The following is a 16,969-nucleotide window of genomic DNA, read 5'->3' on the forward strand; positions in this document are numbered from 1 at the left end:
TTGTGCCGCCCGCTCGCGCGGCGCCCGTTCGGGGACACAAGTGGTTTCAGCCGCGCGGGTCGGCGCTGGGCCAGGCGAGGCGGCGGAACTCGGCGCGCAAGGCGGACAGCGAGCCGGGCGTGGCCGCGGCGTAGCGCTGCGCCTCGAGCTTCAGCAGCCAGTCGCGCACGGCGTGCGCGGCGGGGCCGAAGCGCGCGTCTGCGGCCTGCGCCATCTGCCGCGGCGGGGCCGTCTCCGGCAATGGGAGGCCGGCCTTCGCGAGCCTTGCACGCGCCTGGCCCAGCAGGCGCAGCCAGGGGTCGTGGCGGCTGCGCTCCCACAGCGTCCATGCCGCGCCGGCCAGGCTTGCGCCGATCAGCAGGTAGAGCAGCACATAGGCCAGGTCCTCGAGGCTAGGCGCCTCGAAGCCGATGTTCTTCAGCAGGTTGAGCTGGCGGCTCTGGGTGTAGTTGAGCACCCACTGGTTCCAGCCGTTGTTGACGGCATCCCAGGCGGCGCGGATGTTCTGCGCGAGCGTGGGGCTCATGGCGCCGATGGCGCCGGCGAACAGGCCGGGCTGCGGTACCAGGCGCTGTTGCTGGCCGATGCGCCCGGGCGCGACCGACGCTGTCGGGTCGACCCGTGTCCAGCCGGTGCCTTCCTGCCACACCTCGGCCCACGCATGGGCATCGCTCTGGCGCACCACCCAGTACTTGTCCAGGCTGTTGAACTCGCCGCCCTGGTAGCCGGTGACGATGCGCGCCGGCACGCCCAGGTTGCGCATCAGCACCACGAAGGCCGAGGCGATGTGCTCGCAGAAGCCTTCCTTGCGGTCGAACCAGAACTCGTCGGCGGTGTCGTTGCCGTACACGCCGGGCTCCAGCGTGTAGGTGTAGCCGCCGGTGCGCAGGCGGCGCAATGCGGCCTGCACGAAGGCCTGCGCATCGGCGTGGGCCAGCGCGGGGTCGGTCCGCATGTCGGCGGCCAGCGCGGCGGTGCGCGGGTTGGCGCCCGGCGGCAGCGCCAGGTAGGCCTGCAGTTGGCCGCCGGTGCGCTTGAGCGGGCCGCTCGTGAACCGCGTGTAGCTCTCGGCGCGGTAGCGCACCAGGTCGTTGAGGGGGCGGTTCGCCAGCCATTGCAGGTCGGGCGTGCCGCTCACTTCGAAGCCGGGCGCATCGGGCGCCTTCTGGGCGGCGTCGAGCGTCAGCAGCCAGGGCCGGTTGCTGGCTTCGAGCGTGACCTCGTAGCGCACCGGCTCGCCGCTCACGCGCAGGTTGGAAGACCATTGCCCGCCGCGCGCCCACGACGGCAGCGCAGTCCATTCGCGGCCGTCGAACTGCGCGAGCACCGGGCCGCGAAAGTACAGCTGGCTTTGCGCAGGGGGGCGGTCGCCCTCGAACTTGATGCGCGCGGCGATGCTGTCGTCCAGCGCCAGCTCGGCGATGGTGCCCACGCGCATGGTGTTCGACAGGCCGGTGCGCCCCGTCATGGCGTCGCTCGGCGTGCCCCACAGCGGCGCGAAGCGCGGGAACAGCAGGAACAGCGCCAGCATGATCGGCGCGCCGGCCAGCGCCATCCATCCGGCGGTGCGCGCGGCCTGCATCAGCGGCGGCCGCCCCACCGGCATGTGCGCATTGACCAGCGCCGTCAGCAGGCCCAGCAGCGCCAGCAGCATGGTGAAGGCGGTCAGCAGCGACTGCGAGTAGAAGAAGTTCGTGAGCATCGTGAAGAAGCCCAGGAAGAAGATCACGAAGGCGTCGCGCCTGGCTCGCAGCTCCAGCGTCTTCAGCGCCAGCAAAATCACCACCAGCGTCACGCCCGCGTCGCGGCCCAGCAGGGTGCGGTGCGTGGCGTAGGTGGCGCCCAGCGTCATCGCCAGCAGCGCGATGCGCCACCACTTGCCGGGCAGCGGCTGCGCCTGCACCGCAAGCATGCCGCGCCAGAACAGGACCATCGCGGTGATGGCGGTGCACCACCAGGGAAGGTTCTCGACCTGCGGCAGCACGATCAGCGCGATGACGGCCAGCAGGAACAGCGTGTCCCTCGCGTCTCGCGGCAAGGCGGCCAGCCGGGTCATGAGCTTGTTCATGCGCGCGCTTTCTTCAGCACAGGGCCAGCGCCTCGAGGCATGCGCGCTTGTGCGCTTCGCCCTGCGACGGTTTCACGACGCGGCCCGCCACGCGCACGCCGTAGTCCACGCCCAGGCGGTCGGCCATCAGCACCCAGGCGCACAGGCGCGAGATGCGGGCTTCGGGGTCGGCGATGCCGGTGTGCTGCGCATCGAGCCAAAGCTCCTCGCGCTGCGTTTGCTGCGTGTCGCGGCTGACGAGGTCTTCCGAGCCGGCCGCCTGCGCGCGGGCCGCCTTCTTCCAGACGACCAGCTTCAATGGATCGCCGCGCCGGTAGGCGCGCACGCCGTCGTACTCCCCGGCGCTGTGGGAGCGCAACGCTGCGGACATCGCGGCCGCGCCCGACAGCGGCTCGCCCGGCGGCAGCGGCGGCGGATGCGCTTCGGGTGTGGGGTACACCAGCATCCGAGCGGCCGGGCGCCACACCGTCCACACGCGAAAGGTGCCGAGCGGAAAGCGGGTCTCCGCCGTCAGCGGCGGCACCGCATGCAGGCCCCGCCGCTCGGGCTGGAAGGCGATCTCCACGGTCGACGTGCCTTCGGCCGGCACGTCGGTCCAGGCCCATTGCCCGCTGCCGCGCACTGCCATGCCGATGCCGTAGCGCACGCTGCGCCGCGTGTTGTGCAGCACCACGCGAAAGACCGCGGCGGCGCCCGCGTAGTGCGCCTCCGGCGCCACCATGTGCATCGCCAGCCCGCGCAGCGTGCCGTGGCACACGTGCATGCCCACGGCCACACTGCCGGCCAGCAGGAAGGTCAGCAGGTAGCCCAGGTTGAGCTGGTAGTTGATGGATGCGACCAGCAGCACCAGCAAGGTGGCCGCGAGCGTCCAGCCGGCCCGCGTGGGCACGATGTAGACGTTGCGCTGCGTCAGCTCCAGCGTGTCCGACGGCGGGCGGCGCGACAGGAACCAGCCGTCGATGCGCGAGCGGAGGCTCACGGCAAGGGCACGGCGGCGATCATGGCGCGCACCTGCTCGACGGCGCCCCGGCCCGCGTCGCCCACGGGCGTCAAGCGGTGCGCGATGGTCTGCGGCAGCACGGCCTGCACGTCGTCGGGCGCGACGTAGCTGCGGTTGGCCAGCAGCGCCTGCGCCTTGGCCGCGCGCAGCACCGCGATGCCGGCGCGCGGCGACAGGCCCTGCAGGAACCAGCGGCCCGAGCGGGTGGCGGCGATCAGGTCCTGCACGTAGTTGAGCAACGCATCCGCCGCATGCACCTGCTGCACGCGCTGCTGCAGGGCGGTCAGTTCCTCGGCGGTCAGCAGGGCGGGCAGGGTGGCCAGCATTTCGCGGCGGTCGGCGCCTGCCAGCAACTGTCGCTCGGCGGCGCGGTCGGGGTAGCCCAGCGAGATGCGCATCAGGAAGCGGTCGAGCTGCGACTCGGGCAGCGCGAAGGTGCCGAGCTGGTCCTGCGGGTTCTGCGTGGCGATCACGAAGAAGGGCGTGGGCAGCGGACGGGTTTCGCCTTCGACGGTCACCTGCTTTTCTTCCATCGCCTCGAGCAGCGCGCTCTGGGTCTTGGGGCTGGCGCGGTTGATTTCGTCGGCCAGCAGCACCTGCGCGAAGATCGGGCCGGGGTGGAACACGAAGGCCTGCTGGGCCCGGTCGTAGATGGCCACGCCCGACAGGTCGCCCGGCATCAGGTCGGCCGTGAACTGCACGCGCGAAAAATGCAGCCCGAAGGTGTGCGAAAGCGCGTGCGCCAGCGTGGTCTTGCCAACGCCCGGCACGTCCTCGATCAGCAGGTGGCCGCCCGCCAGCAGGCAGGCCACGCAGTCACGCACCTGGGCCTCCTTGCCCACGATCACCGTGTTAAGCTGGTTTAGCAATGTGGCTAGCTTTGCGGCGACGTCCATATTTGTATCCATATGCAAACGATACCGTAAGACTTGCCAGCCCCATGCCGCGTGAGGTCTGGACGTGGCGGCAGAGACACAGGGGCACGTGGCGAGAGACACATGGGCAAGACCGGCTACTTCACACACCGCGACTTCTGGAAGCACGACATGGGCGAGGGGCATCCCGAGTGCCCCGGCCGGCTGGACGCCATCGAAGACCGCCTGCTGCTCACCGGCGTGGGCGATGCGCTCGAGCACTGCGAGGTGCCGCTGGCCACCCTGCAGCAGATCACCCGGGCGCACAGCGCGGCGCATGTGGAGAACCTCGAGGCCCTGCACCAGCGCCTGGTGGCCGACGAGCCTGCCGGCGGTCCCGACCACGCGCAGGTCGACCCCGACACCGTGCTCACCCGTTTCACCCTGCTGGCCGCGCGCCGCGCCGCCGGCGCCGCCATTGCCGCGACCGACGCCGTGATGGCCGGCGAGCTCGAGAACGCCTTCTGCTCGGTGCGCCCGCCCGGCCACCATGCGTGCCGCGAGCAGGCCATGGGCTTTTGCTTCTTCAACAACGTGGCCATTGCGGCGCGGCATGCGCTGGACGTGCACGACCTGGAGCGCGTGGCCGTCGTCGACTTCGACGTGCACCACGGCAACGGCACCGAGAACATCCTGTCGAACGACCCGCGCGTGCTGATGGTCGGGTTCTTCCAGCACCCGTTCTATCCGTTCAGCGGCACCGAGCACCCCGCGTCGAACATGCTGAACATGCCCATTCCGGCCTACACCCGGGGCATGGACGTGCGCGAGATGATCGAGGCCGCCTGGATGCCGCGGCTCGAGGAATTCAAGCCGCAGATGGTCTTCATCAGCGCCGGCTTCGACGCGCACCGAGAAGACGACCTGGGCCAGCTCGGGCTCAACGAGAACGACTTCGCCTGGATCACCGCTCGCGTGCACGACGTGGCCAGGCGCCATGCCAAGGGCCGCATCGTCTCGATGCTCGAAGGCGGCTACAACCTCGACGCCCTGGCGCGCAGCGTGGAAGCCCACATCCGCGTGCTGGCGGACCTTTAGCGCGGCCGGCGCACGCTGGTGCGCCCCGATTTTTTCTCCAGAGATGAATTTCAACGACTTCACCCAACGCCTGAGCCAGGTCGATGCGCGCGGCCTGGGCATCGAACTCGCCGCACTGGTGGCCTGCGTGGCGCTGGCCTGGGCCCTGTGCAAATGGTTCGGACGCGACCAGCCCAAGGACTCCATCTGGTTCGGCGAGCGCACCTTCGACGGCGTGCTGTTCCCGCTGCTGGCGCTGGTGCTCACCGAGGTCGCCCGGCGCGTGGTGATCGACTTTCAGACCGTGCTGGTGCTGCGCATCGCGGTGTCGGTGTTCCTGTCGCTGGCGGTCATCCGGCTGTTCGCGCGGGTGCTGCGCGCGGTGTTCCCTGCGTCCAACCTCGTGCGGCTGCTGGAGCGCACCATCTCCTGGCTGGCGTGGATTGCGGCGGTGCTGTGGATCGTGGGCCTGCTGCCGCCGGTGCTGGCGGAGCTCGACGACATCACGCTGGCCTTCGGCAAGACGCGCGTGAGCCTGCAGACCATCTTCCAGGGCGTGCTGTCGGCCGGCCTGGTGCTGGTGATCGCGCTGTGGATTGCCAGCACCATCGAGAAGCGCATCCTGCGCGAGGCCGTCACCGACCTGTCGATGCGCAAGGTGGCGTCGAATGCGGTGCGTGCCTTCCTGCTGCTGGTGGGGCTGCTGTTCGCACTGTCGGCCGTGGGGGTGGACCTGACGGCGCTGTCGGTGCTGGGCGGCGCGCTGGGGGTGGGCCTGGGCTTCGGCCTGCAGAAGCTGGCGGCCAACTACGTGAGCGGCTTCGTGATCCTGCTGGAGCGCTCGATCCGCATCGGCGACAACGTGAAGGTCGACACCTTCGAGGGCCGCATCACCGACATCAAGACCCGCTACACCCTCATTCGCGCGGGCAACGGGCGCGAGGCCATCGTGCCGAACGAGTCGCTCATCACCAGCCGGGTGGAAAACCTGTCGCTGGCCGACCGCAAGTTCAACATCACGACCACCATCGTGGTCGGCTACGAGAGCGACGTGGCGCAGGTGCAGTCCATTTTGTGCGAGGCCGCCAAGGCGCAGCCGCGCGTGATGACCGACCCGGCACCCGTGGCCTTCCTGATGAACTTCGCGCCCGACGGGCTGGAGTTCACGCTGAACTTCTGGGTGGCCGACCCCGACAAGGGCAAGGACAACCTGCGCTCGGCGATCAACATCGCCATCCTCGACGGGCTGCGCGCCGCGGGCATCGACATTCCCTATCCGCAGCGCGTGGTGCGTGTGGAGTCCTTGCCCGCCGCCCCGGAGCCCATGGCGCCGAATTCCGCCGACCGCTGATCCTGGCGCGGCGGCCTGGGGACATACATCCGCTTCCTTCGGGCCGGGCGGCTTACGCCGCCACGCCGAACAGGGTTCCCACCCCGGCCGTGATGCCCATGGCCAGCGTGCCCCAGAAGGCGACGCGCCAGACGCTGCGCGCCACAGGCGTGCCGCCGATCCTTGCCGCGACAGCTCCCAGCAGGGCGAGAAAGGCGATGGCGGTTGCGATGGTCCAGGGCAGCAACGACGCCTGCGGTGCCAGTGCCACCACGGCCAGCGGCAGCGCGGCGCCTACGGAAAAGCTCGCCGCCGACGCCAGCGCGGCCTGCAGCGGGCGTGCACTGAGCGCGTCCGAGATGCCCAGTTCGTCACGTGCATGTGCGCCGAGTGCGTCGTGTGCCATGAGCTGCGTGGCGACCTGGCTGGCGAGCTTGTACTCGAGGCCGCGGCGCACGTAGATCGCGGTCAGCTCACGCTGTTCCGCCTCGGGCTGCGTTGTCAGCTCGACGCGCTCGCGCTCCAGATCAGCCTTTTCCGTGTCGGCCTGGGAGTACACCGAGACGAATTCGCCCGCGGCCATCGACATGGCGCCGGCCACCAGGCCGGCCACCGCCGTCGTCAGGATGCTGGCGTGGCTGGCATGCGCCGCCGCCACGCCGACGACCAGGCTGGCCGTGGAGATGATGCCGTCGTTGGCGCCGAGCACGGCGGCGCGCAGCCAGCCGATGTGTTCGGTGCGGTGGCGCTCGGGGTGGGCGCGGTAGTGGAATGACTTCATCGCTGTTCGTTCGCTCGTTGATGGATGGGTTGGTGGGTGTCGCGCCCGGGCAGCATGCGCAAGAGCGTGTTGTCGCGGGTGATGTAGTGATGGGCCAGCGCTGCCGCCGCGTGCAGGCCGATCAGGAAATAGCCCGCCGTGGCCAGCGTTTCATGCACGTCCTGCAACTGCTCGGACAGCGTCTTGTCCGCGCCGAGGAGCGACGGCACGTGCAGGCCGAACAGGACGATCGGCCGGCCTTCGGCGCTCAGCGTCAACCAGCCCAGGATCGGGGTGGCGATCATGAAGGCGTAGAGCGCGAGGTGCATCAGCCGCGCCAGCCTTTCCTGCCAGATCGGCGCCGGTGGTCGGATGTCGGGCGCCGCGCCCGCGCCCCAGCGCACCGCCAGCCGGACCGCGACGAGCGCAAGCACGCTCAGGCCGAGCAGGAAGTGCAACGGTTTGAGGCTGGCGCGCAGGTCGCTGCCCTTGGGTGCGAGCCCGCGAAGCTCCATGCAGGCGTACACGGCGGCGAGCAGCACCAGCATCAGCCAGTGCAAGCCGATGACCCACGAGCCGTAGCGGACGTCCGAATTCTTGAATGCCATGTTCTTCTCCTTCAGAAGTGCGTGCCGACGATGAACTTGAGCGTCCAGCGGTCAGCGTCGTGCGTCAGGCCCTTGCCAAGCCCGAGGTTGACGTCGAAATGCTCGAACTCATGGTCCACCACGGCAAAGAGCGTCTTGCTGTTCTTGCTCAAGGAATCGGGTCGTGACAGCGGGCCCAGTTCGTTGTAGGTCTCGAAGCCGACCTGGGTCTTGTCATTCACTGCGTAGGCGACCTTGGCATCCACGTCGAGCGTCACGGGGCCGCCCCCTCGGGACAGGCTCCAGTCGATGTTCGGGTTGACGGCCAGCGTCCATGCACCTGTGCGGTAGCCGAGGATGCCCTTGAGTTCGGCGTTCCACGGCGTGGACGAAACGCGCAGGCTGGTCTTGCCGACCTCCAGGTTCGCCCCCCAGAAGAAGCCCTGCGTCTTGTCGTGCGGCGCGATGTACTTGATGCGCACCTTGCCGCCGTCCACCTTCGGATCGGCATTGGGCGCGCGGCTGGTGAGCACGTAGAGGCCGAGCTCGACCGTGTCGCTCAGGCCGTAGTAGAACTCCGGCGTCAGGCGGAAGACGTGCGACGGCGGCTGCTCGCCGGGGTAGCTCGGCGTGGATGCGCCGGAGACGACATGGTTGTTGTGCACGTCCACGCCGAACTGGCCGGGAGCGCTCATGTCGTCCAGATAGACCTGTATCTCCTCGGGGGCCGCGATGGCCGGCGTGGAAAGCAAGCCAGCAACGCAAAGAAGCAGCGGTGTGAAGAAGCGCGGCGCGAAGAAGCGGCGCACGTGCGCATGAGTCGATGAAATCACGATAGACCTTTGGACCAGAAACAAGAAGGGCTGCCGCCCGCGAGAGCGGGCAGAAGACGGCGGCCGTCAAGGGACGACGGCGCTTGTCAGGTCGTCAAGGGTGGTGCGGTCTTGGGCGGAGAGCGCCGCCACAGCGACGTCGGCGGTGGCGCCCGGATGACGGCGCGCACGCGCACGCGCAACGCGCACGGCACGGGCTGTGCGAACGAGCGCAATGCCACGAGCAGCGGCAACATGGCCAGCACGAGCCCCATCAATCCGTCCAGTCCGTGCTGGAAAACATTCGGCAGGTCGATGCTGGCACCCGAGGGAACGAACACGGTGGTCTCGCGACTGGTGGCATGGTCGGGCCGCTCGTCGGGTTCGAACTGGACTGTGGTGCTGAGCGCGCGTATGCGAAAACCTGGCTCGTCCTCCCAGCCGTCATCGCGGAAATGAATTGCGATGAAAGGCTGCAACGCTGTCAGCATGATGGCGAGCAGCAACCACCAGGCGATGCGCGATCCTGCGAGCTGACGCACGTGCGGGTCGGGAACGACGCGATTCAATTCAATGGCCCTCGAAAGGGAGCGTTGGCGCGCGACGCCGCGGCACCTTCATTCGATGTCGAACCAGAACACGAGCCATGCCCCGAGCGCGACAAGCATCGATAGAAATGCCAGGCGGCCATGCGTGTGGTCCAGCATCCAGCGCTGCAACTGCTCAGTGTTCTTAAACATCTGGCACCTCGATCGAACGGTGGTGATGCAACGACCCGAGGGTCCGATGCGCAATTCAAATGAGCGCAGGGTAAGCGGTCGGAGCGAAGAAGCAAAGCGAGGCATGCCAATACACGGGCGATGCCAAAGCGAATCAGTCTTGTTGGCTCCGGCGCGTGCGGCAACGCACAGACCCGGGCGTCAGTCCGGTCGCCTCGAGGCCTGCGCGTCGCCTGCAGCACGCGCGTGCCAGCCGAGCCGCCGCGCGAGCGACTTCGAGCGCGGCGCGTCGCGCAGCAGCGGCGGGATCGACAGCGCCAGCAGCAGCGCGGCAAAGGGCACGACGCAGATGAAGCCGACGTACTTGAACCCCAGCGCCCCCACCGCCCCGCCCAGCACGAACATGCACACCAGCCCGCCCGACCTGCGCAGCCGGGCGCGGTCATGGCGAACCGGCACCGGGGCCGGGGCGGTGCCCGCGCGCCGATTCCAGTAGAGCATCTTGCCCAGCTCGATCCCCACGTCGGTGATGTTGCCCGTCATGTGGGTCGTGCGGATGCTGCCTCCCGAAGTCTTCGACGCCACCGCGTTCTGCAGGCCCATGATGAAGGACAGCAGCAGCACGGTGAGCGGCACCGCGAACGGCGTCGGCCACGTCAGCGTGATGGCGCCCATCAGCCCGAACGGGAACATGAGCGCGGCTTCCAGCAGCAGCGGCAGCGCGTACACACCGTGCAGCCGATGCTGCCGGCTCCAGTTGACGAGCATCGCGCAGACGGCGGCCCCGCTCATGAACGCGAGGATGGCGCCCAGCGCATTCAGCAGCAGGGTGGCGTTGCCCAGCACCATGCCGTCGGCCAGCTGCGAGGCGAAGCCCGTCATGTGCGAGGTGTACATGTGCAGCACCAGGAAGCCGCCCGCGTTGATGGCGCCGGCATTGAAGGCCAGCAGCAGGCCGAGCGCCAGGTTCGTCGACGGCGCGCGGTGGCGGTTGGTAAGAAAGCGAAGTCTGCGCATGGACACCTCGAAGGCCGAAGCCGGCCGGCCTTCGGATTGTCAGCGCTGCGTCCAGCGCCAGTGCTCGATCTCCGGCATGTCCTTGCCGTGGCGCACGATGTAGGCCCGGTGCTCGAGCAGACGGTCGCGCAGGTGCTGCTGCACATGGCCGGCGGTGTCGCGGATGCGCGGCACGCGGTCGATGGCGTCGGCGGCCAGGTGGAAGCGGTCGAGCCGGTTGAGCACCGTCATGTCGAAGGGCGTGGTGGTGGTGCCTTCTTCCAGGTAGCCGTGCACGTGAAAGTTGCCGTGGTTGCGCCGCTTGTAGGTCAGCCGGTGGATCAGCGCGGGGTAGCCGTGGAAGGCGAAGATCACCGGCGCGTCGGTGCTGAAGATCGAGTCGAACACCGCGTCCTCCAGCCCGTGCGGATGGCCCGAGGGCGACTCCAGCGCCATCAGATCGACCACGTTCACCACGCGCACCTTCAGCTCGGGCAGCAAGGTGCGCAGCAAGTCGACCGCGGCCATGGTCTCCAGCGTGGGCACGTCGCCCGCGCAGGCCATCACCACGTCGGGCGCCACGCCGTTGTCGTTGCTGGCCCAGTCCCAGATGCCCAGGCCCACCGTGCAGTGGCGCTCGGCCGCGGCCATGTCCAGCCACTGCGCCTCGGGCTGCTTGCCGGCCACGATCACGTTGACGTAGTCGCGGCTGCGCAGGCAGTGGTCCGTGACGGACAGCAGCGTGTTGGCGTCGGGCGGCAGGTACACCCGCACCACCTCGGCCTTCTTGTTCACCACGTGGTCGATGAAGCCCGGGTCCTGGTGGCTGAAACCGTTGTGGTCCTGGCGCCAGACGTGGCTCGTCAGCAGGTAGTTCAGCGACGCGATGGGGCGGCGCCACGGAATGTGGCGCGTCACCTTCAGCCACTTCGCATGCTGGTTGAACATCGAGTCGACGATGTGGATGAAGGCCTCGTAGCACGAGAAAAAGCCATGGCGCCCCGTCAGCAGGTAGCCCTCGAGCCAGCCCTGGCACAGGTGTTCGCTGAGCACCTCCATCACGCGGCCGTCGGGTGCCACGTGGTCGTCGCCCGGCAGGATCTCGGCGGTGGAGGTGCGGTTGCTCACATCGAACACCGCACCGAGGCGGTTGGACGCGGTCTCGTCGGGCCCCATGAGGCGGAAGTTGCTGTCCGCCGCGTTGAGCCGCATCACGTCGCGCAGGAACTCGCCCATGACGCGTGTGGCCTCGGCGTCCACCGCGCCGGGCTTCGCCACCGCCACGGCGTAGTCGCGGAAGTCGGGCAGCTTGAGGTTCTTCAGCAGCAGGCCGCCGTTGGCGTGCGGGTTCGCGCTCATGCGGCGCGTGCCCTGCGGCGACAGGGCGGCAATGTCGGCGCGCAGGGCGCCTTCGGCGTCGAACAGCTCTTCGGGCCGGTAACTCTGCATCCATTGCTGCAGCAGGGCGATGTGCCCGGGCTTGTCGGCAAAGCCGGTCAGCGGCACCTGGTGCGCGCGCTGCGTGCCCTCGATGGGCACGCCGTCCACCGTCTTCGGCCCGGTCCAGCCCTTGGGCGAGCGCAGCACGATCATCGGCCAGCGGTGGCGGCGGCTGAACCCGTCCGATCGCGCTTCCACCTGAATGGCGCGGATGGCGTCGAGGGACGCGTCCAGCGCGGCCGCCATCTGCCCGTGCATCGGCGCGGGGTCGTGGCCCGACACGAAGCGCGGCTCATAGCCGTAGCCGCGCAACAGCTGCGTGAGCTGTTCGTCGCCGATGCGCGCGAGCACGGTGGGCCCGGCGATCTTGTAGCCATTCAGGTGCAGGATCGGCAGCACCGCGCCGTCGCATGCGGGGTTGAGGAACTTGTTCGAATGCCAGCTGGCCGCGAGCGCGCCGGTCTCGGCCTCGCCGTCGCCGATGACGCAGCAGGCCAGCAGGTCGGGGTTGTCGAACACCGCGCCGTGCGCGTGCAGCAGGGAATAGCCGAGCTCGCCGCCTTCATGGATCGATCCCGGCGTTTCGGGCGACACATGGCTCGGGATGCCGCCGGGGAACGAGAACTGCGTGAAGAGGCGCTTGAGGCCTTCCGCGTCGCGCGAGATGTGCGGATACACCTCGCTGTAGGTGCCTTCGAGGTACGTGCTGGCCACCACGCCCGGCCCGCCGTGGCCCGGCCCGGCGATGAAGATCGCATCGAGGTCGCGAGCGTTGATGGCCCGGTTCATGTGCGCATAGATGAAGTTCAGGCCCGGCGTGGTGCCCCAGTGGCCGAGCAGGCGCGGCTTGATGTGCTCCAGCGTCAGCGGCTCGCGCAGCAGCGGGTTGCCCATCAGGTAGATCTGGCCCACCGAGAGGTAGTTGGCCGCGCGCCACCAGGCGTCGAGCAGGGCGAAGTCTTCCAGGGGCGGGTGAACGGCGGGGTTGGGCATGCGGCGGGCTCCGGTCAGGGCGTGCGGGCGCCTGCGATGGCAGGCGTTGTCTTGAGCGCGACTGTGCGCGCACGGTGGGTGCCGGTCTGTTCGACGTCGTACAGACGAGGCACGGGGGCAAGACCTGTCGCATCTTGTAGGCGTAAGTGGCTTCGCCATGCACTTCGTCTTGGTGGGCCAGCGCACGGACGCTCGCGGCGATTGGGCGCACCGTTGCAGGTCAACAGCTCTTCTTCTTCAAACCAGCGGTGCCGTCCTCGCATCGCGTTCCCGAGGGTATTCACATGTCGCTATTCCACGCCGTTGTCTGGGCCGACCATCACAGCGCCCAGATCCTGCAGTTCGATGCCACGCAGGTGCTGGAAAAGCAGGTCAAGTCGAATGTTCACTACACCCGCCAGCACGGCAGCCAGGTGCGCAGCGAGCATGAGTTCTTTGGTGACGTCTGCGACGCGCTGGCAGGCGTCACGCAGGTGCTCATCGCGGGCTCACACACCGTGCAAACCGACTTTCGCCACTACGTTGAAAAGCATCGCCCCGACGTGGGCAACCAGATCGTCGGCTGGCAGACGCTGGACCATCCGACCACCAATGAACTGGTCGCCCTGGCACGGCGTTATTTCTCCACACACGAGGGAATGGCAGCGCCCATGAAAGCAAATTGAATATCCAGGCTTACGAAGTTCCAACATCGACGAATCAAAGACCGTGATCCGAGACTTGCAACTCCAGGACGCCGCAGCATCGCCTTCACGGCGCTGAACAGCGGGTCGGGCGTTCCGCGGGCGTCTAGACTGCCGCCGCCGTGGCGGGCTTCCTCCAGCGTCTCGACCATGCTGTAGGCCTCGAGATATTTCTCCTCGGGGCCTGTGATCCCGCCGAATGGGGTCCCGCCGACGGGATCAGCCGAAAATGCTGTGGAGCGCGGATGCCTTCTTGTCCGACCTCGGGTTGCCGTTGGTCGACGTCATCGGAACAGAGGACTCGCCGATGTCTGCAATCGCACGCGCCACGGCCTCGGTCAAACCGCCGACGTGCGATTCGAGCTTGCGCCGCTGCACGCCTTGGGCCTGCAGGGCGACGTGCAGCCGGTCAAGGTCCACGGCGCATTCCAGAACGACATGCTGGATTCGGTGTGCTTGGGTGTTCGACGCCGACGAGCCTGCTTGCTGACCGACCGCCGATCGCAGACGCGCGGTCAGGGCTGTCAACAGAAGGTCCCAGTCGTCGGCGGCATCGGGCGGCATGCCGACGCAGGGAAAGCCGGTAGAGGGCGGATGGATCATGGGGGCCGACATGGGTTGTGTTGCGAGGAGCGGTCAAGTCGGTTGTAGACGCGCCCCCACGAAACGTCTGTTCGCCACCCCACCTAGGCACGAAAAGCATGGCGCCTCGAAAGCGGGGCAACGCACTCGTTGTGGAATTTCACGCGCCGGACGGCTGGCCCAGAAGCTCGGCATAGGCACGGCGGTCCGCGTCGTAGCAGGAGCATGCGGCCTTTGCGAGCCCGCTGCGGTTCAGCACATGGACCTCTCCGCGGTGGTATTCGATCAGCCCGTCGCGTTGCAGAGCGCTTGCCGCATTGGTGACACCCACTCGTCGAACCCCGAGCATGTAGGCAAGAAACTCCTGCGTCACATGGAAGGTCTCGGCCTGCGCCCGGTCCTCACTCATCAGCAGCCACCGGGCCAACCGGGCATTGACCACGTGGAAGCGCTGGCATGCGGCCGAGTGGGCCAGTTGAATCATCAACACGTAGACATAGCGCTTGAGCAGGCGTCGAAGAGCGGGGCTCAGTTCCATCTCATGGGCAAAGGCGTCCGTACCGACGCGCAATGCGACGCCGGGCCCTTGAACCAGTGCATGCAGCGGCGCGGTGGGAACATCCAGCGAGAGTTGCGCGCCCAGCATGCCCTCCCGGCCGATCATGCCGACTTCTACACCCATACTTCCCTCGACCTTCGCCACCAGCGAGATGAATCCTTCGGTCGGAAAGTACACATGGCGGGTGAGGGCGCCAGGTTCGCAAAGAACCTCCGCCAGGTCCAGCTGTACCGGCTCGCAGGCCGCGACAAGGCGTTCGCGATCCCTGGCCGGAAGCAACTGGATGAGGTGATTTTCGTTCGATGGCATGTGTGGGGCTCCGCAGGCTGCAAGGCAATATTGAGTTGCAGCCTGCACGTGTCGATGTCGCTCGACTGTCTGTCAGCGCACATAGAGGGAAGAGGAGGCGGGAGCTCCAGATACGGCTTCGCCGGAGGCGGTCGATGGCGGGCTTGAAGTGGCGCACGCGGATCCATAGGCATCAAAAAGATCAAATGCGGTCGACGAGGCGATAGTTATCCGCCCTGCACGGGCCGAGCCTGTGCAGGCGCTAGGTTCGGGCTGGACGGCAGCGAGAGGGTGTTTACGGTCGGCAAGGTGTGCCAACATCGTTACCAGTCGGCGTTGCCCCACGCGCCCGACGCTGCTTTATAATCGCAGAAAAGCACGATCGTTCTTTTTATCGGCGCCGATGCCGTCGAGAAGAGCGCAGAGGCTTCAAAGGTCGCGTCCTAGAATGACCGGTTGCCCTCAAAAGCCCCCTTTTTGCAATCCAATGGAGTCAAGTCAATGAAGGTTCTTGTACCTGTCAAACGGGTCGTCGACTACAACGTCAAAGTGCGCGTGAAGAGCGACGGCACCGGGGTGGACATTGCCAACGTGAAGATGAGCATGAACCCGTTCGACGAGATCGCTGTCGAAGAGGCGGTTCGCCTGAAGGAAAAGGGCGTGGTCACGGAAGTGATCGCCGTGTCATGCGGCGATGCCAAGTGCCAGGAAACCCTGCGCACCGCGATGGCCATCGGTGCGGACCGCGGCATCCTGGTCGAGACCACCGAAGAACTGCAGCCGCTGGCTGTCGCCAAGCTGCTCAAGGCGCTGGTCGACAAGGAACAGCCCTCGCTGATCATCCTGGGCAAGCAAGCCATCGACGACGACGCCAACCAGACCGGCCAGATGCTGGCTGCGCTGGCCGACCTGCCGCAAGCCACCTTCGCCTCGAAGGTCGACCTGGCCGCCGACAAGGTCACCGTGTCGCGCGAAGTCGACGGCGGCATGGAAACGCTGACCCTCACGCTGCCGGCCGTCATCACGACCGACCTGCGCCTGAACGAGCCGCGCTACGTGACGCTGCCCAACATCATGAAGGCCAAGAAGAAGCAGCTGGACACCTTCAAGCCCGAAGACCTGGGCGTGGACGTGAAGCCCCGCCTGAAGACGCTCAAGGTCAGCGAGCCGCCCAAGCGCGGTGCCGGCATCAAGGTGCCTGACGTTGCGACGCTGGTGGACAAACTGAAGAACGAAGCGAAGGTGATCTGAACATGACCGCACTTGTTATTGCCGAACACGACCACGCCAGCATCAAGCCGGCCACCCTCAACACCGTGACTGCAGCCCTGGCTTGCGGTGGCGAAGTGCACGTTCTGGTTGCTGGCGCGAACGCCGCTGAAGCCGCCAAGGCCGCAGCCCAGATCGCAGGCGTGACCAAGGTCATCGCCGCCGACAGCCCCAGCCTCGCCGAGAACCTCGCAGAGAACGTTGCTGCCCAAGTTCTGGCGATTGCCAGCAACTACAGCCACATCCTGTTCCCCTCGACCGCCAACGGCAAGAACGTGGCGCCCCGCGTCGCCGCCAAGCTGGACGTGGCCCAGATCAGCGACATCACCAAGGTGGACAGCCCGGACACCTTCGAGCGCCCGATCTACGCAGGCAACGCCATCGCCACCGTGCAGAGCAGCGACGCCACCAAGGTGATCACGGTTCGCACGACCGGCTTCGATGCTGCAGCGGCCACCGGTGGCACTGCAACCGTCGAAACCGCTGAAGGCGTCGCCGACAGCGGCAAGAGCAGCTTCGTCGGCCGTGAAGTCACCAAGAGTGAACGCCCCGAGCTGACCGCCGCCAAGATCATCGTCTCCGGTGGCCGCGCCCTGGGCAGCGCCGAGAAGTTCACCGAAGTGATGGCGCCTCTCGCCGACAAGCTCAACGCGGGCCTGGGCGCCAGCCGCGCAGCCGTCGACGCGGGCTACGCCCCCAACGACTGGCAAGTGGGCCAGACCGGCAAGATCGTCGCCCCGCAGCTGTACATCGCAGCGGGCATCTCGGGCGCCATCCAGCACTTGGCCGGCATGAAGGACTCGAAGGTCATCGTCGCGATCAACAAGGACGAAGAAGCGCCGATCTTCAGTGTGGCCGACTACGGCCTCGTCGCCGACCTGTTCGTGGCCGTGCCCGAGTTGGTCAAGGCGCTCTGACCGCATCGCTGCAATGAGCCAGAGGGCATCGTTCG

The 16,969-nt window shown here is 67.5% G+C and carries 17 protein-coding genes; 5 read left to right on the forward strand and 12 right to left on the reverse strand.

Features of this window, described 5'->3' with window-relative positions; genetic code table 11:
- Positions 1 to 46: 46 nt before the first annotated feature.
- Genes ACSFBM_RS16705 through ACSFBM_RS16715 form a run of 3 tightly spaced genes read right to left on the reverse strand, consistent with a single transcriptional unit; the run spans position 47 to position 3,964 of the window.
- The gene (locus ACSFBM_RS16705; protein ID WP_435485330.1) at positions 47 to 2,068 is read right to left on the reverse strand and encodes a transglutaminase TgpA family protein; all 2,022 of its coding nucleotides are present in this window, start codon (positions 2,066 to 2,068) and stop codon (positions 47 to 49) included.
- A gap of 13 nt (positions 2,069 to 2,081) precedes the next feature.
- Positions 2,082 to 3,047 carry a DUF58 domain-containing protein gene (locus tag ACSFBM_RS16710; RefSeq protein WP_435485331.1) on the reverse strand — a complete coding sequence of 322 codons (966 nt, stop codon included), beginning with the start codon at positions 3,045 to 3,047 and terminating at the stop codon, positions 2,082 to 2,084.
- Positions 3,044 to 3,964 carry an AAA family ATPase gene (locus tag ACSFBM_RS16715; protein ID WP_435485332.1) on the reverse strand — a complete coding sequence of 307 codons (921 nt, stop codon included), beginning with the start codon at positions 3,962 to 3,964 and terminating at the stop codon, positions 3,044 to 3,046. The genes ACSFBM_RS16710 and ACSFBM_RS16715 overlap by 4 nt, the downstream gene beginning before the upstream one ends.
- 102 nt (positions 3,965 to 4,066) lie before the next feature.
- Here ACSFBM_RS16715 and ACSFBM_RS16720 point away from each other — a divergent pair, with 102 nt between their 5' ends.
- Both ACSFBM_RS16720 and ACSFBM_RS16725 read left to right on the forward strand, forming a co-directional pair.
- Positions 4,067 to 5,020: a histone deacetylase family protein gene (locus ACSFBM_RS16720; RefSeq protein WP_435485333.1), complete on the forward strand. Its 954-nt coding sequence runs from the start codon at positions 4,067 to 4,069 to the stop codon at positions 5,018 to 5,020.
- Positions 5,021 to 5,063: 43 nt separating this feature from the next.
- Positions 5,064 to 6,350, forward strand: coding sequence for a mechanosensitive ion channel family protein (locus tag ACSFBM_RS16725; RefSeq protein WP_435485334.1), 1,287 nt, complete (start codon positions 5,064 to 5,066; stop codon positions 6,348 to 6,350).
- 52 nt (positions 6,351 to 6,402) lie between these two features.
- On the opposite strand, the gene ACSFBM_RS16730 is transcribed toward ACSFBM_RS16725, so the two are convergent.
- From ACSFBM_RS16730 to ACSFBM_RS16760, 7 genes are all read right to left on the reverse strand, one after another.
- On the reverse strand, positions 6,403 to 7,110 hold the full coding sequence (locus ACSFBM_RS16730) for a VIT1/CCC1 transporter family protein (protein WP_435485335.1): 708 nt from the start codon (positions 7,108 to 7,110) through the stop codon (positions 6,403 to 6,405).
- Positions 7,107 to 7,697, reverse strand: a complete 591-nt coding sequence (locus ACSFBM_RS16735) for a cytochrome b (protein WP_435485336.1) — start codon at positions 7,695 to 7,697, stop codon at positions 7,107 to 7,109. The genes ACSFBM_RS16730 and ACSFBM_RS16735 overlap by 4 nt, the downstream gene beginning before the upstream one ends.
- 11 nt (positions 7,698 to 7,708) lie before the next feature.
- Positions 7,709 to 8,509 carry a hypothetical protein gene (locus ACSFBM_RS16740; protein ID WP_435485337.1) on the reverse strand — a complete coding sequence of 267 codons (801 nt, stop codon included), beginning with the start codon at positions 8,507 to 8,509 and terminating at the stop codon, positions 7,709 to 7,711.
- Positions 8,510 to 8,595: 86 nt separating this feature from the next.
- Entirely contained in the window at positions 8,596 to 9,057 is a 462-nt protein-coding gene (locus ACSFBM_RS16745; RefSeq protein WP_435485338.1) for a hypothetical protein, read from the reverse strand.
- 48 nt (positions 9,058 to 9,105) lie between these two features.
- Entirely contained in the window at positions 9,106 to 9,228 is a 123-nt protein-coding gene (locus ACSFBM_RS16750) for a hypothetical protein (protein ID WP_435485339.1), read from the reverse strand.
- Positions 9,229 to 9,408: 180 nt separating this feature from the next.
- Positions 9,409 to 10,224, reverse strand: a complete 816-nt coding sequence (locus ACSFBM_RS16755; RefSeq protein WP_435485340.1) for a YoaK family protein — start codon at positions 10,222 to 10,224, stop codon at positions 9,409 to 9,411.
- 39 nt (positions 10,225 to 10,263) lie between these two features.
- Entirely contained in the window at positions 10,264 to 12,636 is a 2,373-nt protein-coding gene (locus ACSFBM_RS16760) for a phosphoketolase family protein (RefSeq protein ID WP_435485341.1), read from the reverse strand.
- 284 nt (positions 12,637 to 12,920) lie between these two features.
- Here ACSFBM_RS16760 and ACSFBM_RS16765 point away from each other — a divergent pair, with 284 nt between their 5' ends.
- Positions 12,921 to 13,301: a hypothetical protein gene (locus ACSFBM_RS16765; protein WP_435485342.1), complete on the forward strand. Its 381-nt coding sequence runs from the start codon at positions 12,921 to 12,923 to the stop codon at positions 13,299 to 13,301.
- A 237-nt stretch (positions 13,302 to 13,538) separates the two neighbouring features.
- Here ACSFBM_RS16765 and ACSFBM_RS16770 read toward each other — a convergent pair whose 3' ends face one another.
- Both ACSFBM_RS16770 and ACSFBM_RS16775 read right to left on the reverse strand, forming a co-directional pair.
- Positions 13,539 to 13,922, reverse strand: coding sequence for a hypothetical protein (locus tag ACSFBM_RS16770; RefSeq protein ID WP_435485343.1), 384 nt, complete (start codon positions 13,920 to 13,922; stop codon positions 13,539 to 13,541).
- 139 nt (positions 13,923 to 14,061) lie between these two features.
- On the reverse strand, positions 14,062 to 14,769 hold the full coding sequence (locus tag ACSFBM_RS16775; protein ID WP_435485344.1) for a Crp/Fnr family transcriptional regulator: 708 nt from the start codon (positions 14,767 to 14,769) through the stop codon (positions 14,062 to 14,064).
- Between the two features lie 480 nt (positions 14,770 to 15,249).
- Between ACSFBM_RS16775 and ACSFBM_RS16780 the strand changes: the two genes are divergently transcribed.
- Together ACSFBM_RS16780 and ACSFBM_RS16785 are read left to right on the forward strand one after the other, a co-directional pair.
- Positions 15,250 to 15,999: an electron transfer flavoprotein subunit beta/FixA family protein gene (locus ACSFBM_RS16780; RefSeq protein WP_435485345.1), complete on the forward strand. Its 750-nt coding sequence runs from the start codon at positions 15,250 to 15,252 to the stop codon at positions 15,997 to 15,999.
- Positions 16,000 to 16,001: 2 nt separating this feature from the next.
- A complete protein-coding gene (locus tag ACSFBM_RS16785) occupies positions 16,002 to 16,934 on the forward strand; it encodes an electron transfer flavoprotein subunit alpha/FixB family protein (RefSeq protein ID WP_435437974.1) in 933 nt (310 codons plus the stop codon).
- The last annotated feature ends 35 nt before the right edge of the window (positions 16,935 to 16,969 follow it).

It is taken from the genome of Variovorax pasteuri (genome assembly GCF_051216435.1).
GTDB lineage: Bacteria > Pseudomonadota > Gammaproteobacteria > Burkholderiales > Burkholderiaceae_C > Variovorax.

What these genes read in the sequence shown, in the direction of transcription:
- ACSFBM_RS16705 (WP_435485330.1), bottom strand. Translation starts at nt 2,068, where the DNA reads ATGAACAAGCTCATGACCCGGCTGGCCGCCTTGCCGCGAGACGCGAGG.
- ACSFBM_RS16715 (WP_435485332.1), bottom strand. Translation starts at nt 3,964, where the DNA reads ATGGACGTCGCCGCAAAGCTAGCCACATTGCTAAACCAGCTTAACACG.
- ACSFBM_RS16720 (WP_435485333.1), top strand. Translation starts at nt 4,067, where the DNA reads ATGGGCAAGACCGGCTACTTCACACACCGCGACTTCTGGAAGCACGAC.
- ACSFBM_RS16725 (WP_435485334.1), top strand. Translation starts at nt 5,064, where the DNA reads ATGAATTTCAACGACTTCACCCAACGCCTGAGCCAGGTCGATGCGCGC.
- ACSFBM_RS16730 (WP_435485335.1), bottom strand. Translation starts at nt 7,110, where the DNA reads ATGAAGTCATTCCACTACCGCGCCCACCCCGAGCGCCACCGCACCGAA.
- ACSFBM_RS16735 (WP_435485336.1), bottom strand. Translation starts at nt 7,697, where the DNA reads ATGGCATTCAAGAATTCGGACGTCCGCTACGGCTCGTGGGTCATCGGC.
- ACSFBM_RS16750 (WP_435485339.1), bottom strand. Translation starts at nt 9,228, where the DNA reads ATGTTTAAGAACACTGAGCAGTTGCAGCGCTGGATGCTGGACCACACG.
- ACSFBM_RS16755 (WP_435485340.1), bottom strand. Translation starts at nt 10,224, where the DNA reads ATGCGCAGACTTCGCTTTCTTACCAACCGCCACCGCGCGCCGTCGACG.
- ACSFBM_RS16760 (WP_435485341.1), bottom strand. Translation starts at nt 12,636, where the DNA reads ATGCCCAACCCCGCCGTTCACCCGCCCCTGGAAGACTTCGCCCTGCTC.
- ACSFBM_RS16765 (WP_435485342.1), top strand. Translation starts at nt 12,921, where the DNA reads ATGTCGCTATTCCACGCCGTTGTCTGGGCCGACCATCACAGCGCCCAG.
- ACSFBM_RS16770 (WP_435485343.1), bottom strand. Translation starts at nt 13,922, where the DNA reads ATGATCCATCCGCCCTCTACCGGCTTTCCCTGCGTCGGCATGCCGCCC.
- ACSFBM_RS16775 (WP_435485344.1), bottom strand. Translation starts at nt 14,769, where the DNA reads ATGCCATCGAACGAAAATCACCTCATCCAGTTGCTTCCGGCCAGGGAT.
- ACSFBM_RS16780 (WP_435485345.1), top strand. Translation starts at nt 15,250, where the DNA reads ATGAAGGTTCTTGTACCTGTCAAACGGGTCGTCGACTACAACGTCAAA.
- ACSFBM_RS16785 (WP_435437974.1), top strand. Translation starts at nt 16,002, where the DNA reads ATGACCGCACTTGTTATTGCCGAACACGACCACGCCAGCATCAAGCCG.